15 protein-coding genes are annotated in these 16,060 nt (G+C 68.0%); 8 read left to right on the top strand and 7 right to left on the bottom strand.

Annotated features, from left to right (window positions below; translation table 11 throughout):
- Positions 1 to 22: 22 nt before the first annotated feature.
- The 3 genes from BRW65_RS13270 to BRW65_RS13260 form a co-directional block, all read right to left on the bottom strand.
- Positions 23 to 448, bottom strand: a complete 426-nt coding sequence (locus BRW65_RS13270; protein ID WP_073875296.1) for a nuclear transport factor 2 family protein — start codon at positions 446 to 448, stop codon at positions 23 to 25.
- A gap of 95 nt (positions 449 to 543) precedes the next feature.
- The gene (locus BRW65_RS13265; RefSeq protein WP_073875294.1) at positions 544 to 2,124 is read right to left on the bottom strand and encodes an AMP-binding protein; all 1,581 of its coding nucleotides are present in this window, start codon (positions 2,122 to 2,124) and stop codon (positions 544 to 546) included.
- Positions 2,125 to 2,144: 20 nt separating this feature from the next.
- Entirely contained in the window at positions 2,145 to 3,272 is a 1,128-nt protein-coding gene (locus BRW65_RS13260; RefSeq protein WP_139273066.1) for an aromatic ring-hydroxylating oxygenase subunit alpha, read from the bottom strand.
- A 151-nt stretch (positions 3,273 to 3,423) separates the two neighbouring features.
- Between BRW65_RS13260 and BRW65_RS13255 the strand changes: the two genes are divergently transcribed.
- The gene (locus BRW65_RS13255) at positions 3,424 to 4,662 is read left to right on the top strand and encodes a cytochrome P450 (RefSeq protein WP_073875292.1); all 1,239 of its coding nucleotides are present in this window, start codon (positions 3,424 to 3,426) and stop codon (positions 4,660 to 4,662) included.
- Between the two features lie 4 nt (positions 4,663 to 4,666).
- Here the strand turns inward: BRW65_RS13255 and BRW65_RS13250 are convergent, their stop codons facing one another.
- From BRW65_RS13250 to BRW65_RS13240, 3 genes are read right to left on the bottom strand one after another with little or no spacing between them, the layout of a single operon-like run.
- Positions 4,667 to 5,107 (bottom strand): nuclear transport factor 2 family protein, encoded by a 441-nt coding sequence (locus BRW65_RS13250; protein ID WP_073875290.1) that lies wholly within the window; start codon positions 5,105 to 5,107, stop codon positions 4,667 to 4,669.
- Between the two features lie 41 nt (positions 5,108 to 5,148).
- Positions 5,149 to 5,340, bottom strand: coding sequence for a ferredoxin (locus tag BRW65_RS13245; protein WP_073875288.1), 192 nt, complete (start codon positions 5,338 to 5,340; stop codon positions 5,149 to 5,151).
- An 18-nt stretch (positions 5,341 to 5,358) separates the two neighbouring features.
- Positions 5,359 to 7,743 carry a CaiB/BaiF CoA-transferase family protein gene (locus BRW65_RS13240; protein ID WP_073875286.1) on the bottom strand — a complete coding sequence of 795 codons (2,385 nt, stop codon included), beginning with the start codon at positions 7,741 to 7,743 and terminating at the stop codon, positions 5,359 to 5,361.
- Between the two features lie 99 nt (positions 7,744 to 7,842).
- Between BRW65_RS13240 and BRW65_RS13235 the strand changes: the two genes are divergently transcribed.
- Both BRW65_RS13235 and BRW65_RS13230 read left to right on the top strand, forming a co-directional pair.
- Positions 7,843 to 8,664: a FadR/GntR family transcriptional regulator gene (locus BRW65_RS13235; RefSeq protein WP_073875285.1), complete on the top strand. Its 822-nt coding sequence runs from the start codon at positions 7,843 to 7,845 to the stop codon at positions 8,662 to 8,664.
- Between the two features lie 10 nt (positions 8,665 to 8,674).
- A complete protein-coding gene (locus BRW65_RS13230; protein ID WP_073875283.1) occupies positions 8,675 to 9,394 on the top strand; it encodes an SDR family oxidoreductase in 720 nt (239 codons plus the stop codon).
- Here the strand turns inward: BRW65_RS13230 and BRW65_RS13225 are convergent.
- The gene (locus tag BRW65_RS13225) at positions 9,357 to 10,223 is read right to left on the bottom strand and encodes an LLM class flavin-dependent oxidoreductase (RefSeq protein ID WP_073875281.1); all 867 of its coding nucleotides are present in this window, start codon (positions 10,221 to 10,223) and stop codon (positions 9,357 to 9,359) included. The genes BRW65_RS13230 and BRW65_RS13225 overlap by 38 nt on opposite strands.
- A gap of 78 nt (positions 10,224 to 10,301) precedes the next feature.
- Between BRW65_RS13225 and BRW65_RS13220 the strand changes: the two genes are divergently transcribed.
- From BRW65_RS13220 to BRW65_RS13200, 5 genes are read left to right on the top strand one after another with little or no spacing between them, the layout of a single operon-like run.
- On the top strand, positions 10,302 to 11,375 hold the full coding sequence (locus BRW65_RS13220; protein WP_073875279.1) for an acyl-CoA dehydrogenase family protein: 1,074 nt from the start codon (positions 10,302 to 10,304) through the stop codon (positions 11,373 to 11,375).
- Positions 11,372 to 12,469 carry an acyl-CoA dehydrogenase family protein gene (locus BRW65_RS13215; protein ID WP_073875277.1) on the top strand — a complete coding sequence of 366 codons (1,098 nt, stop codon included), beginning with the start codon at positions 11,372 to 11,374 and terminating at the stop codon, positions 12,467 to 12,469. Before BRW65_RS13220 ends, BRW65_RS13215 begins: the two co-directional genes overlap by 4 nt.
- Positions 12,466 to 13,623 carry an acyl-CoA dehydrogenase family protein gene (locus BRW65_RS13210; protein ID WP_208611804.1) on the top strand — a complete coding sequence of 386 codons (1,158 nt, stop codon included), beginning with the start codon at positions 12,466 to 12,468 and terminating at the stop codon, positions 13,621 to 13,623. The genes BRW65_RS13215 and BRW65_RS13210 overlap by 4 nt, the downstream gene beginning before the upstream one ends.
- Positions 13,620 to 14,555, top strand: a complete 936-nt coding sequence (locus BRW65_RS13205; RefSeq protein WP_073875275.1) for an acyl-CoA dehydrogenase family protein — start codon at positions 13,620 to 13,622, stop codon at positions 14,553 to 14,555. Before BRW65_RS13210 ends, BRW65_RS13205 begins: the two co-directional genes overlap by 4 nt.
- Positions 14,552 to 16,054, top strand: coding sequence for a class I adenylate-forming enzyme family protein (locus BRW65_RS13200; RefSeq protein ID WP_073875273.1), 1,503 nt, complete (start codon positions 14,552 to 14,554; stop codon positions 16,052 to 16,054). Before BRW65_RS13205 ends, BRW65_RS13200 begins: the two co-directional genes overlap by 4 nt.
- Positions 16,055 to 16,060 lie beyond the last annotated feature (6 nt).

Below are 16,060 nucleotides of genomic sequence, written 5' to 3'. Positions count from 1 at the left end.
CTGAGGTCGGGATCCACGCCACTCACATAACGAGCGGGTGCCTACTGGGCACCGAATCCCATTGCAGGGTGCGGGAAGTGAAGTACCAGCCGCCACGCTCATAGATCAGCGTGTCCCGGAAGATCCCAGTGGCCCGCAACGTGGTGTCGCCGTACATGGCGGCGAAAAGCACGGCGACGCAATGCTGTGTCGCGTTGACCCCGTCCACGCGGATCTCGTGATCGAGGGTGACAAGCCGTTGCCCATCGCCGCCGTCGAACGCCGCCCGCAGGTCGTCGAACGTCTCACCGTCGCGGTGGTAGGTCGCCCCAGAGTGGCGGAACGTGGCGATCCAGCGCTCACGGTCGCCGTCGGAGTAGGCCCGGTTGTGCCGGGCGTTCAGGTTGAGGATGGCGGCGCGGCCCGTGGCGGCCTGCAGCATTTGCTGTTCCTGATAGGACATGGTCATTGCGGTCTCCAGATTCTCCCGGGAAACGACTGCCAACGAGCGGACGCACGTAACATTAAAGTAACTTACCGGCGATTGCGTAACATTGACGTAACTTACCGGCTAACGATATAGCCCTGAGCTTCACGATCCCACGCCTCCTCGGTCACCCCCCGCTCGCGTAACAGGTCCTTGCGTATCCGCCCGATGACGTTCTTCGGAAGTTCGCTGACGGTCTCCACAAATCGCGGCACACAGAAGTACGGCATCCGGGCCGCACAGAAATCGAGCAGCTGGGGATAATCCACTGTGGCCCCGGGCCGCAACGTCAGCACCAGCAGGATGTCGTCTTCGCCCAACGCACTGGGCACCCCGACTGCGGCGGCTTCGGCCACCGCCGGATGGCTCATGACGACGGCCTCCACTTCGACCGAGGAGACGTTTTCTCCCCGCCGGCGCAGCGAATCCTTGCGGCGGTCGACGTAGCTCAAGTTGCCTTCGGCGTCGAGCCGGCCGAGGTCGCCGGTGCGAAACCATTCCTGGTGGGGAATCACCCGTGAGCCCTCGCCGACATAGCCTTCGCTCATCACGCCCGGGTACCGGGGACGGCAGGCGATCTCCCCGACCGCGCCGACGGGCAACGGATCGCCGGCTTCGTCGAGGATGCGCACGTCGAAGTTCGGATTCGGCCGGCCCGACGTCCCGGGCACCCCATCGTCACCCAGGGTCTTGACGGCGATCGGGAACGCCTCGGTCATCCCGTACATCGTGACGATCCGGCAGCCGTAACGCTTTTCGATGTCGCGATACGCCTTGGCGTCGATCGGAGCCGCGGAGATGAACCGCAGTGGCAACTGGGCGTCCCGGGGATCCGCGGGCAGGTTATGCAGCATCGACACCATCGCGCCCGCGCCGGCGAAGCCGACGGCATTGCACGCGCGGATGTCGTCCCAGACCTCGCTGGGGTGGAACGCCTGGGCCAGCACGGTCGTGGCGCCGAGCAGCATCGGGGCCAACACGGCGGGAGCCGCGCTCAGGTGAAACAGCGGCATCGCCGTCCACAGCACCTCCCCGGCACGCAATTCCCAGGCCGACGCGACCGTCGCGGCCACCGTGAACAGGTAATGCCACGTCGTGGCAACCGCTTTCGATGGACCGGTGGTGCCGGACGTGAAAAACAGAGCGCCCACCTCCCCCGACGCGGTGCGCGTATCCGGGGAACGCCCGCCGCTGCTCAACGCCGCATCGAGTGAATCGTCTTGCAGCACAAGGCTGGGCGCGACGTCCAGCGCGCCGGCAACCTGCTCGACCCGGGCCCGCCGCTCGCCGTCGGTGAGGATCACCTTGGCCTGCGACAGCCGCAGGGTGTGCAGCAGGAAGTCTCCCTTGTTCGCGGCGTTGACGGCCGCGCTCACCGCACCGAGGCGCGCCGCGCCCAGCCAGAAGTACACCCATTCCGGGCATGTTCCGGTGAACAGGGCCACGCAGTCACCGGCGCCAACGCCTGAGTCCGCGAGCAGGTTCGCCGCGGCGCAGGACCGCTGCCGCATCTGCTCGAAGGTCACGTCGACGCCGGCGATCGACATCATCACCTGGTCGGGATACTGCTCGGCGCGCCGGTCGAGGACCGCCGAAACGGTGAAACTCTCGACACCGAAATGGGAGGGCCCAAGCGGTCCGCTCGGGTCGGGGCACATGAGGCCTCCAGGGCTTCCGATTAGGCTTTCGCGGCCGCCGGATCGGGCTCACCGGCCGCGGTGTAGCCGAAGTCGGACGGCGACGGCTGCGTGCCCGGGTAGAAGCGGTGCGCCCAGCGGCGAAGGGCCGCATAGTCGTGCGCCTCTTCGGGAGCCAGGTTCGGCTTCTCCAGGTACTTCATGTTCTCCCACGTGAAGAAGTCCTGTTTGATGACTTCTTGTTGCAGCGCCAGGAATTTGGCCGCGCGACCGGTCGGCACGTCGCCCGCGTCGCCCGGCTCGCGGACCGACGCCTGCGTGTAGAAGTAATCGGTGTAGTCCTCGTCGACCGGCGTCTGCCCGGTGACCTGGACGGTGGCCACCAGCTCGCTCGGGAAGCGGACGACTCCCAGCCCCAGTGAGTAGTTGTCGTAGATGATCTTGGCGTCGACCGGCCCGTTGGGGGTCAGCCAGGTCGACGCGCGGCCGCCGCCGAAATGGGCGTTGACGGTCGCGTGCAGGTGGTAGCCGGAGACCTCGAACGACGCGGTGGTGGCGGGATTGGCGGCCTTGTGCACGTATTGCACGTGGTAGGGGTCGGCCGCGTTCTCGATGATCATCTGCGGGTGCACCTTCACCCGGTTGACCATCTGGGTGTGCGGGTGCAGCGGGTAGAACTCGTTGGTTTCCAATTCGGGCAACACGGGGGGCTGCCAGTATGGCGCCCGACCGTGGCGCTCGTGCCAGGCGAGGATGAAGCCGTACCACTCCATTGTCGGGTAGGTGCGGATGCGGACGTTGTTCTTGCAACCGATCTTGCTGTAGGGAATCAGCGCATTGGTGCCGTCCCCGCGCCAGCGCCAGCCGTGCCAGGGGCAGACGATGTTGTCGCCTTCCACGGTGCCCCCGACGCCCAGATTGGCGCCGAGGTGCTGGCAGTAGGCGTCCATCACGTGCACCTGGCCGGACTCGGTGCGGAAGATCACGAGTTCCTCACCGAAGTAATGGGCACGCTTGACCTGACCGGCGGCGATGTCGGAGCCGAAGGCAACCATGAACCATCCCGTGGGGAATCGGTAGGTCGACAGCGCGATGCCGGCCTGGCCGAACTCGCGTTCCGAGGGATCCCCGGCCGAATCCGAGGTCGGGTCCGAAATTGTATGCGTCACAAGCTCTCCATATCCCGCCCTGCCCAGGCGAGCCGAGCGCAACTGGGCCGCCCTTCACTCACCGCGGTTCGACGACAACGTCTATTTTTACTATTTTAAGCATTGAACGTCAACGCGACACCAAGCGCGCCCGGCAGAGCGGGGTTTGAACATGACGGCTGCGGCAGTGGACCTTTCCGACTTCGCGCTGTGGCGCAACGGCTTTCCGGACGACGTGTTCGCGGAGTTGCGGCACAGCCGCCCACTGTTCCGGCACGAACTGACTCCCGGCGTCGCCAAGACGGTGCACCGCGATTTCTGGGTGGCGACCAAACACCGGCACGCCGTTCGCCTGCACCGGGACACCGAGTCGTTCACCGCGGCCGACGGCCCGCTCATCCAGCCGGTCGCCATGTTCTCGTCGTCGCCAACGATCATCACGCTGGACCCCCCGGACCTCAACAAACGCCGCAAACTCATCTCTAATGCGTTCAATCCGCGAGCGATCGCCAAGCTGGAGGACGGCATCCGCGCGCGTGCGGCACGGATGATCGACGACCTGCTCGCAGCGGGCGGCGGCGATTGGATCGAGGACGTCGCCGACGCATTGCCGATGACGGTGATCGGCGACATCATCGGCATCCCCGAGGAGGACCGACCGCGCGTCTTCGACCTCTTCGACCGCATCCTGAAGGCGCTTGCGCCCGAAGCCCGCCCGTCCGGGCAGGTGGAGCTCGAGCTCTTCGCCTCGGTTTTCGACTACGCCATGGAGCTGACCGCCCAGAAGCGGCGTAACCCCACCGACGACATCTGGAGCACACTGGCGTCGGCGGTGGTCACCAGCGATGACGGTGTGGAATTCAGGTTGCCCCCCAACGAACTCGAATTCTTCTTCTTCGTCCTGGCTTTCGCGGGCAGCGACACCACCAAGAACGCCCTCGCGATCGGGCTGCAGGCCTTTCTGGCCAACCCTGAGCAGATCGAGCGCTATCGGAGGGACGAAAGCCTGCGCGCGACAGCGGTCGAGGAGGTGTTGCGCTGGGCATCGCCGGTGGCCTACTGGACGCGCACCGCCAAGGTCGACGTCGAGATGGACGGCCAGCACATCGCCAAGGGCGAGCGCGTGGTGTCGATGCTGCGTTCGGCGAACCGCGACGATGAGGTCTTTTCCTCGCCGTTCACCTTCGACATCGGCCGTCAACCCAATCCGCACGTGGCTTTCGGCGGCGGCGGACCGCACCACTGCCTTGGTGCCATGCTCGCGCGGGCGGAACTCCGCGCGGTGTTCGACGAGCTGCTGCTGCGCTGCGACGACATCGCGATCGGGCCGGCCACGGTGGCGTTTCCGAACCTGATGACAAACATGTCGATCTACGACGAGATGTCGATCTCGCTGACGGAACGGCGTTAGAAGCTCAATAGGGTGGCGGCGAATCCCCGAAGGCCGCGAGGACGGCCAATGGGTCCAGGTAGTCACGCCAGTGCACGATCTTGCGGTCCTTCACGGTGATCACCGAGATGAATCGGTTGACGTACGGCGCGCCCGTGCGCACCACCGTCCCGTGCATCGTGTACTCGAGAATCACCACCGACTTCTCCGGGTCGTAATAGCGGTACACGTCGCTGCTGCCGCTCTGGACGATCGAATCCCCGTAGTCGGAGTACAGCTCGGCCAGCGCTTCGCGGCCGACGATGCGGCGCGGGTAGTCCGGGACGGTGATGACGTATTCGACCACCACGTCTTCCGCGTGCATGTCGAAGAAGTCCGTCCCGTCGACCAAGCCACTCAAACCCCCAGCGACCACTTCGAAGTAGGGCCGCATCGCCGCGTACTTGGCCATATCTCGCGACGACATAGACGCAGTCTATGGTGCGCCACCGACATGTGCGCGCGGCGTCAGTCGATCAGCCGCAGCGCGGCCTTGGGGCACTGGTCCACCGCGGCACGCACGTCGATCTCCAGCCGCGGCGGCACGGGGCCGTCCGCGATCTGCACCACGTCCTCGTCGCCCAGCTCGAAGACTTCCGGCGCCAGCGATTCGCAGAAACCGTTGGCCTCGCACAGGCTTTCGTCAACCGTCACACGCATCAGATGCCCTCCACTTCTCTAGAGGCCCTTGGGTCGGGTCCCGATCACCCCGCTGCTCGCGAGGCGCGTCAGTTCTTCGTCGGTCAGCCCGCACCGATCACGCAGTATGTCCTCATTGTGCTCGCCCAACCGCGGCGGTGGTCGCCGCAGCCACTTGTCCTGTCCGGCGAGCCGGGCGAACGGTGGGCAGGGGTAGAGGCCCGCGCCGGTGCGGGGGTGGTGCAGCGTCTCCAGGAAGCCGCGGTGGCGTAGTTGGGGATTGTCGGTGACGAGCGACGGCGACACCACCGGAGCGGCGGGTATGCCCGCGGCGGCCAAGCGCTCCACCGTCGGGCCAAGGGGTTGCCGGCCGAACCACGCCGCCAGCCGGCGATCTATGTCGTCGGCCCGCTGAAGCCGCCCGGCGACGGTAGACAGCTCCTCCTCACACCAGGCCGGTCGATCCATCAGCTCGGCCAACGCCGCCCACTGCCGGTCGTTGCGCACGGTGACCGCGATCCAATCGTCTTCCCCGGCGCAGCGGTAGATGTTCTGAATCGCGTGGCCGAAACCGCGGTTGCCCCGCCGGTCCAGCATCGTGCCGAAGACCTCGGATTCGATTGCCTGTATCGCGGTGGCGTTCAACACCGTTTCGAGCATCGGCAGCTCGACCAGCTGGCCCGTGCCCGTGCGTTCGGCGAAGTTCAGCGCGGCCAGCACGGCGAAAGCGGCGTGCACACCGGCCAGCGGGTCGCACGCCCCGCGCGGCGTGACCGGCGGGGTGTCGGGCAACCCGGTCACCCACGCCAGGCCGGCGATCTGCTCCATGGTCGGGGCGAATCCGACCCGGTCTCGCCAGGGCCCGTCCAGCCCGAAGGCCGGCATCCTGGCGACCACGAGCCTGGGGTTGACGTCCAGCAGCACCTCGGCGGTCAGCCCGAATTGTTCCATCACGCGAGGTGAGAAGTTCTCGATCACCACGTCGGCGCCGGCGGCCAGCTCGGTGAACAGGCGCCGCCCGTCCTCGGATCCCAAATCCAGTGTCACCGAACGCTTGTTGGTGTTCATGGCGTGGAACACCCAGCCGTACTCCCACCAATCGTCGACGTCGGTGCGCATGCCGCCCGAGTAGCGAATGCCGTCGGGCCGCTGTATCGATTCCACCTTGACGACGTCGGCGCCGAACGCGGCCAGTAGGTGGGTCGCCGCCGGACCGGCCCAGAACGCGGTCAGGTCGACGATGCGCACACCGGCCAGCGGCAATTCCGTCGCCGACGGCGTCGGAGTGATTTCCCTTGGGGGCCAAGGATTTTCATCGTCAGCCTCACCCAGCACAGGGGTGCAGCGCAGCGGGGCGGGCGCGCACTTCGACATCAGCCACGGCGCCCGGGGCTGATGAAACCCGGCGGGGTTGCGGACGAAGGCCCCGCGCGCAGTCACGTACTCCATCCCCCGGATCGTGGAGCCGTTACCCAGCGCCGCGATGGGCAACCGGAACAGCTGGCCGAGCTCGACGATCTCCTGGACGGTCCGCTCGGCCAGCCAGGGGCCGATCTGTTCGCGGATCAGGTCGCGGTACGCCCACCGGCCGATCTGGAAGCGCAGCTGTTCGATCTCCTCGAGCTGCGGGCATCCGACCATCGCGACGAAGTCGAGCCATTGCTGGCCGGTCACCATGGTGATCCCGACGTAGCCGTCCTTGGCGGGTTCGATGGACGGGACTTCGAGCGTGCGGCGGATCGGCGGCACGCGCAGCAACTGAGAGTGCAGCCATTCGCTGCTCTGCATCGCGGTCAACGCCTCGAGCATGGACAGGTCGAGGTGCTCGCCGGGTCCGCCGCGTTCGACGCGGCGACGCACGGCCAGCACGCCGAACGCGGCATACACCCCGCCCATGTACTCCCCGAGGTCGCCGCCTATGGAGATCGGCGGCCCGGCCGGGTCACCGCGGAAGCCGGGCGAGCCCGCCCACGCCTGCAGGGTGAATTCGCTGGCGGCCCGCCCGGCGTACGGTCCGGTCCAGCCGAAGTCGGAGATCGTGACGACGACCGCATCCGGAGCCGCGGCGATCAACCGCTGCGGCTCGACGCCCAGCGACGCGGCCCGCTCGCGGCCGGCCGTGATCACCACCACGTCCGCCGCGGCCAGTTCCGCGGAAAACCGTGCGGAGCCGGGCGAGCACGTCATGCTGCGCTTGCCGGCGTTCAGGTACGCGAAAAAGGGCGAGCTCTCGCCGTCGGGCACCGGCGATCGCGTCGCGGAGTAGTCGCGCAACCAATCGCCCTGCGGCGGTTCGATTTTGCGCACCTGCGCGCCGGCATCGGCCAGCAGCTTCCCGCAGTAGCTGCCGGCGATCCGGTCACTGATCTCGACGACACGCAGGTCGTGCAGCGGTGTGGGTCGGCTGTCGGACCGCTCGCTCACTTACACCCGCCCTCCCGATCGACACGCGATCGAAGAAGCTATTTATACCATTACTGCTAAAATAGCTAAGCCAGCGAGTTGATTGGTTTCGAGGATCGGATGACCGACTTGGGAATTGGGCCCGACGCCCGTCGCCGATTGTCGGCGCCGCGGATCGCTGAGATCGTAGCCGACGAGCTGCGCCGCCAGATTATCAACGGCGACCTGGCGGACGGCGACCTTTTGCCGCGGCAAGAGGTACTCGTCGAGCAGTTCAACGTGAGCCTGGTTTCGCTGCGCGAAGCGCTGCGCATCCTCGAGACCGAGGGCCTGGTGTCGGTCCGGCGGGGTAATCGCGGCGGTGCCGTCGTGCACGCGCCGGCGAAGACCAGCGCCGCGTACATGCTCGGGCTTTTGCTGCAGAGCGAGTCGGTCGCGGTCGCCGACCTCGGAATGGCGTTGCAGGAACTCGAGCCCGCGTGCGCCGCCCTGGCCGCCCGGCGTCCGGACCGCGCGGACACCTTGGTCCCAGAACTCAACCGGGTGAACGACGCGATGGCCGAAAACATTGAGGACGGCGCGCTGTTCACCGAAATCGGGCGGGAATTCCACGATCTCGTGGTGCGCGGGTGCGGAAACCACACCATCATCGCGGTTGTCGGCAGCTTGGAGTCGCTGTGGACCAGCCACGAACAACAGTGGGCGGACGAGAGCGCGGCGCGCGGCACCTACCCCTCCCTGGCTCAACGCCGCGCCGTCCTCGGCACGCATGTCAAGCTGACCGAGACCATCGCCGAGGGCGACGTCGACCGGGCGCGCCGCATCGCGGGTCGCCACCTCGCCGACACGCAGACGTACGTGCTCTCCGATCGGCACGACCAACGTATCCACGCGCTGTCGCCGCAGGCTTTGTCGCGGACGCGGGATTTCCGGCAACCGTAAGAGGCGCCCCTTGAGAACCGCATTGGTCACCGGCGGCAGCGGCGGGATCGGCAAAGCGTGCGGTCGCAAGTTGGCCGAACTGGGTTACGACGTGGTGCTGACGGCGCGCCGCGAGGCCCCGTTGCGGGCCGCCGCCGAGGAGATTGGCGCGCGTCACGTGGTGGCCGACGCCTCGGATCCGGACGGATTCGTCACGGCCACAAGCGCTTTGGAGCGCATCGATCTGGTCGTCCACGCGGCGGGAACGCTGGGCGGAACGTACGCTCGCAAGCAGACGTTCGAGCAGTGGCGGACCATCATCTCGGCCAACCTGGACTCGTGCTTCGTGGTCACCTCCGCCGCGTTGCCAAGGATGCGTGCGGGTTCGCGGTTCGTGTTCATCTCGTCGTCGGCGGCGCACGAACCGATGATGGCCCGCACCGCCTACTCGGCGTCGAAGGCCGGCATGAACGCGTTCGCCCGCGCCCTGGCGCTGGAGGTCGACCGCGACGGCATCGCCGTGCACATCGTGACGCCCGGCCCGGTGGAGACCGAGATGCTCCAGGAGGTGCCTTTCGAGATGTACGCGATTCGGGTATCCGATGTGGCGGACGCCGTCGCGTGGCTGGACACCGTCGACCCGTCCGTCGACCTGCCCGAGGTCCGGCTCAGCGCGGTGCAGCGCGGGCCGTTCGCCCGGCCGCCGGTCGTTCCTACCGAGGCGCGGCGGCGCCGCCAGGGAACGCCTTGATCACCGATTCGCCGAACTCGTGCAGGGAATCAGGCTTAGCGAAGTCGGCGAACCACACGTAGAACCGCTCGACCCCCTGGGCGGCCAGACCGCCGAAGTGGCCGATCAGCTCGTCGGCGTCGCCGCACGCCAGACCCGCGCCCAGGTTGCCGAATCGGCGAGCGCTCACCTCGCGCACCGCCTTCGGATCGTCCCCCGCCCGGACAAATCCCACCATCTGCTGGATCGACACCTGGGCCGGCCCCGCTTCGGCGGCCAGCTTGGACAGTCGGTCGAGGTGGTTCGCCGGCACATTCCACCAATCCGCATGCCTACGAACGAGTTCCATCATCCTGGGCCCGGTTCCCCCGAGGACCAGCGGTATCGGATGGGACCTGCGGGGGGACTGCACGGTCTCCCCCGTCTCATCGCCCCAGTACTCCCGGATCAGCTCGAGATTGCGCCCGAGTTGTGCGACCCTGGCCTTCGGGTCCTCTTGACCCACAGCGAATCTGGCGAACTCCGCGGGCCAGGAGCCGGCACCCAGCCCCAGATCGAACCGGCCCTCGGATGCGTCCGACAGGGTGACGGCTTGTTTGGCCAGCACGGCCGGGTGACGAAAAGCGTCGCACAGCACCAGGTGACCGATTCGCAGCCGCTCCGTCTTGGCCGCCACCCAGCTGGCAATGCCCATGGCCTCCCAGATGCTTTCGTCGGGCAGCCCTGGCGCCTCGAGATGATCGATGAACGCCACGCCGTCGAATCCGCTGCCCTCGGCGTGGCGGGCGCGCTCGACGATGTCGGCCGCCGAGAGCCGCACCTGCGGCAGGAACAAATACCACTCGACCATGCGCCCACCCATACGTCTATTCCCTTGCGATTGCGAACCGGGCCGCTAGTTTACTATTTTTATTATGTTAGGGGTCTTATGGATGTTGGACTGAACGCCGAGCAGCTGTCGCTGCGCGAGGCCGTGCGCGACATCCTGCGTACCGAGTGCCCGCCCGACTCCGCCCGGCAGGCGATGACGGATCCGGAGCGGTGGCGCACGCTATGGAAGACCGTCGTCGACCTCGGTTGGACCGAACTGGCAGACCCGGGGACCGGCGACTACGGACCGGTCGAGCTCGCGGTGGTGCTCGAGGAATGCGGTGCCGCCATCGCGCCGATCCCGCTGTTGAGCAGTGTCGGGCTGGCCGCCGGCGCGTTGCGGGGCGCGGGCCTCGACGCGGTCCTCGGCGACATCGCCGGCGGTGTGGTCGCCACACTGGCCGTGCACCCCAAGGGGTCTCGACTGCCTGGGGCGCCGATGACGTTGCGCGCGGGACGCCTGCGGGGGCGGGCCGTCGCCGTCCCCAACCTGTCGCGCGCCGAGCTGCTCGTCACGCTGGCGCACGCCGACACCGACCCCAATGGCACCGTGGTGGCGGTCGCCCGCTGCAGCGACGGGGTGACCGTGCTCCCGGGCGAGTCGACCGATCCCGCGCAGCCGCTGGCAGACGTCGAGGTCGACGCCGAGCCGTTGGTCACCGCGCCGGTCGACACCGAGTGGGCGTTGACGGCGCCGTTGGTGGCCGCGGCCGCCGACCTGGTCGGCACGGCGAGCGCCGCCTTGAACCGGGCCGTCGAGCACGCGAAAACGCGCCGCCAGTTCGGCACGCCGATCGGCGCGTTCCAGGGGATCAAGCACGCGCTGGCCGACAACTACGTCGGGTTGGAGCGCGCCCGCAGTCTCACCTACGCCGCGGCGGCCCGGCTGAGCGACCCGACCACGGCGCCCGCGGACGCGTGGACCACTGCGGCACTCGCGAAAGCGGCGGCCGGCGAGGCGGCCACCAACTGCGCGAGGACCGCGGTCCAGGTGCACGGCGCGCTTGGGCAGACCTGGGAGCACGACGCCCACCTCTACGTCCGGCGCGCCTGGCAGGCCGCCGCGATGCTGGGCGACAGCCGAGCCCTCTACCACGAGGTCGGCCGGCGGTTCGCGGGAGGCGCGGCATGACCGCGGTGGTCGACGAGTTCGGCACCTGGTTGACGGACTTTCTGCCGAACGACTACTACGAGAACTATCGCGAATACCGCTGGGATTTGACCCTGCGGCGCGCTTACCAGCGGGCGGCCTTCGAGGCCGGATGGATCCAGCCGACCTGGCCGCCAGAACACGGCGGTCGATCGCTCGGCTTGCGCGACGCGATGGAGGTCCGGCTCGAGGCGGCGATGCGCTCGGCGCCGAAGCTGCCGAACATCGCGGGTCCCAACGTCGCCGCGCCCGGCATCCGTCAGTTCGGCACCCCGGCCCAGATCGAGCGGTTGCTTGTCCCACTGCTGCGCGGCGACGAGTGGTGGGCGCTGGGCATGTCCGAGCCGGAGGCCGGGTCGGATTTCGCCGGCCTGCGCACCCGCGCCGAACGCGATGGGGACAGCTTCCGGGTCAACGGGCACAAGATCTGGACCACCCAAGCCCACGAATCGCGGTGGTGCACCCTGTATGCCCGCACCGACCCGGAGGCGCCTAAACACCGCGGGATTTCCTGCCTGATCCTCGATCTGCACTCCCCCGGGGTGCGAATCGAACCCATCCGGATGGCGTCGATCTCCGACGAGACCTTCTGCGAGGTCTTCCTCGACGACGTCGAGGTGCCGGCCGATAACCTGCTGGGGCCCCTGCACGGCGGGTGGAACGTCGCCCTCTCGTCGCTGCATCACGAACGCCAGATGATCTGGATCATGAACTGGGTCGAGATCATGCGCGGCCTCGAGTCGGTGCGCAGGGCGCGGCCGACCGCGGACATCTGCGTTGAACTCGGCTCCCTGCTTGCCGACGCCGAGGCGTTGCGCGCCACCGGATACCGCGCCCTGGGCAACGAACTGGCCGGACGACCGAGCCCCGAAGCCGACACCATGAAGCTGCTCGGATCCGTTACCCTGCAGCGTGTTTGGGAGCTCGCCGCGGCCGCCGAAGGAATGCGGTCGCTGAGCGACCCGGATCTGCTCTTCGAGCGCCAGGATGCGCTCGCCGCGACCATCTACGGCGGGACATCGGAGGTCCAGCGCAACATCATCGCCGAGCGGGTGCTCGGGCTGCCGAAGGGATGACAACGATGGATTACGACCTCGGCGACGACGCCGCACAACTGCGGCACCACCTGCGCGAACTGGTGGCCAACCACATCCCCGCCGATTTCCTGGGCGCCTGCACCGAGAACCCCCGGGATCTGGCCACCACCGAGACGTTTTGCAAACTGCTGGCGGCCGAGGGCTTGCTGGCGCTGGCCTGGCCGAAAGAGCATGGCGGCGGCGGTGGTTCGGTCTGGCAGCAGACGGTGCTGCGCGAGGAGATGTGGGCCCAGCACGAGCCGCGCGGCCCCCAGTACATGGGAATCAACTGGGTCGGCCCCGCGCTGATGCGCTACGGGACGGCCGAACAGAAGGCCAAACACCTGGCGGCCATCGCCGCCGGCGACGTGATCTGGTGCCAGGGCTTCTCCGAGCCGGAGGCGGGTACCGACCTCGCCTCACTCCGCACCCGCGCGGTGCCGGACGGGGACGGTTGGCGCATCACCGGCCAGAAGGTGTGGACATCCTATGCGCAGATGGCGTCCTGGTGTGTGCTGGCGGCGTGCACCGACCCCGAGGCGCCAAAGCCCAAGCGGCTCAGCCTCTTTCTGATTCCGATGGACCGTCCCGGCCTCACCGTCCGGCCGATCGGGTCCATGCTGGGCCCGCACCACCTCAACGAGATGTTCCTCGACGACGTGCAGGCCTTTCCCGGTGACGTCCTCGGCGACGTGGGCGACGGTTGGCGCGTGATGCGCGAGGCGCTGGCATTCGAGCGCGTCGGCATCGCCCGCTACGCGCGCTGCGAGTCATTGCTCGACCGGATGTGTACCCAACTCGGCGACGACTGGTCCGCGCTGCCCGAATCGCTCCGCTCCCGCTGGGTTCGGGCGCTCGTCGATCTTCGGGTGGCGCGGTTGCTGGCCTACCGGGCCGTGTCGTTGCAGGACGATCCGGCCGCGGGCGCCGCGGCCAGCGCCGCCCGCATCGCCACCACCACATGCGACCAACAGGTCGCCGAACTCCTCTTCGACGTGCTGGGCCCGACAGCGCTGGACAGCGGCAGCGGCGCCGCGTTGCACGGCGCGATCGAGGACCATTGGCGTTACGCACAGGCCGCCACCGTCGCATCGGGCACCATCGAAGTGCAGAAGATGTTGGTGGCCCGGGACGTGTTGGGAGAACACCGGTGAAAACTGATCTGCCACAAGACATCAGCGACTTCGCCGCCGTCGCGGCCAAGCGGTTCGCCCGGCTGGGCGGGCCGCAAGCGGCGTTACGCGCCGAGACCGACGACGGCATCCGGGACGCCGCGCGCGAGGCCCTGCGCGAGGTCGGCGCGTTCGAGCTCGATGTCCGGTCCGCGCCCGACGACCTGCTGGCCGCCGCCGTGTTGTGCCGGGCCGCCGGCGCGACGGTGTTGCCCTATCCCCTTGTCGAGGAGTTGCTCACGGTCGACGGCGCCCGCCTTGCCCTGGTCAACCCCGAGGCGCCACGCATCGACCACGGCGACCTACCGGGTGACTGGATCGCCGCCGACTTGGACGGCAACCGCTACCGGCCAGAGCCGGCGTCGCGGACCAGCGCCAAACTCGGGCCGTTCCTGGTGCCGGCTTCCCTCGGCGCACCCGATGGAACCATCCCGAGCGACGACGTTAACCTTCACCTCGTGCTCGGATCATGGCGGATCCTGGGGTCGGTGCAACAGGCGCTGCAGATCGTCACGGATCATGTGCGCGCCCGCGTTCAGTTCGGTAAGCCGCTGGCGGATTTCCAGGCCGTCAGGTTCGCCATCGCGGAGGCCGCCGTCGCCGTGCGTGGGCTGCACGAGTTGGCCAAATACACCGTCTGTCGGCCGGAGTCGCTACCGCTGCAGGTGCGGTCGGCGGACGCACTCGTCCTGCGACTGAAGGCGTCCGACACCGCGCGTCAGGTGCTGCGCACCTCTCATCAGCTGCTCGGCGCCCTCGGCTTCTGCGACGAGTCCGACGTCAGCGTGCTCGACCGGCACACGCAACCGCTGATCCGCTTGCCGCTGGGCGCCGAGGCGCTCGCACTGCGCCTCATCCCGGGTGTCCCGGACGGCTCCCTGGAGACATTGTTCAGCGGGCCGGTATCGGCGTGAACACCACCGAACCGATCGCGGCCGACGGGGCGGCGAACCCGTTGGCGGAGGGAATCCCATTCGGCGCCAAGCTTCGTCAGCTCGCCGAGGAGCGCGGTGGCGACACCGGGGTCACCATCGTCGCCCTCGACGGCACCGCGCAGTCGCTGACGTTCGGTGAGCTCGACGCCCACGCCAACCAATGGGGGCGCGCGCTTGCCGCCAACGGCGCCGAGACCGGTTCCCTTGTCGCGCTGGCGATCCCGAACTCGATGCACCTGGTGCTGGCCACGCTGGGCTGCTGGAAGATCGGCGCCGTTCCCGTTCCCATGCACTGGGACCTGCCCGAATGGGAGCGAGACCGGGTACGCGAGGTGATCGATCCCGTCGTCGTCGTCGACGAGACGAGTCGGTGGCGCCTCGAGGCTCAAGCCGGGGCCGAGCCCACCGGCCCCCTGCCCGAGGCGGTCTCCCCCAACGTCAACGGCATCTGCAGCAGCGGCTCGACCGGCATACCGAAGGTCATCCTCAGCCTGGCGCCCTCGCTGTGGACCCCGCAGCACGGCGAACCATTCCTGTCGAACTGGACGCCCGTGGCACAGCCGCAGACCATCATGGTGCCCGCACCCATGTACCACACCAACGGCTTCGCCACCTTCTTCTTCCTGCTGGCCGGCGACCACCTGGTGATACTCGAAAAGTTCGACGCCGCACTGGCACTGGACGTGATCGAACGCTTCAAAATCACCAACTTCACGGCCACGCCCACGATGCTGGCCCGCATCGCGGCCCGACCGGACGTCCGGCAGCGCGACCTGTCCAGCATCGTGTTCATCCTGCAGGGCGCCGCGGTGATGCCGCCGTCGCTGATGCACACGTGGTTCGAGCTGCTGAGCCCGGAGCAGATCGTGTCGGCGTACGGCATGACCGAGAATCTCGGGCTCACCGCGTTGCGGGGCGACGAGTGGCTCGCTCATCCGGGCAGCGTCGGCCGCGGATTCCGGGAAACCGAGATCCGAATTCTCGACGCCGGAACCAAACAGCTCGGTCCCGGCCAACACGGCGAGATCTATCTTCGCGCGCCGATGAGCGCGGGATCGCGCTACGTGGGCGGCGCGGCGCCGTTACCGGCGACGGAAGACGGCTTCCGGTCCGCCGGTGACATCGGCTACCTGGACGAGGACGGTTACCTCTACATCGTCGACCGCCGCGTCGACATGATCATCACCGGCGGCGCGAATGTGTTTCCCGCGGAGGTGGAGTCGGCCCTGGCGGGGCATCCCGGCATCGCCGATGTCGTCGTCATCGGCCTCGCCGACCCGCAGTGGGGACGTCGGGTGCACGCGGTGGTGCAGCTCGCCGACGACGCGACGCTCACCGAAGAGGACGTGATCGAGTACGCCAAGAGCCGGCTCGCCCACTACAAGGCGCCCAAGACGGTGGAGTTCGTGGACGCGATTCCCCGCACCGCGGCAACAAAGGTCAACCGCTCGGCGATGATCGAGGCGCGGGGCGGCTGAAAGCCG

The sequence above is a fragment of the Mycobacterium paraffinicum genome (assembly GCF_001907675.1).
Lineage (GTDB): Bacteria > Actinomycetota > Actinomycetes > Mycobacteriales > Mycobacteriaceae > Mycobacterium > Mycobacterium paraffinicum_A.
The sequence above is the reverse complement of the archived record's forward strand: the minus strand, read 5'-3'. Positions and strand labels throughout refer to the sequence as shown.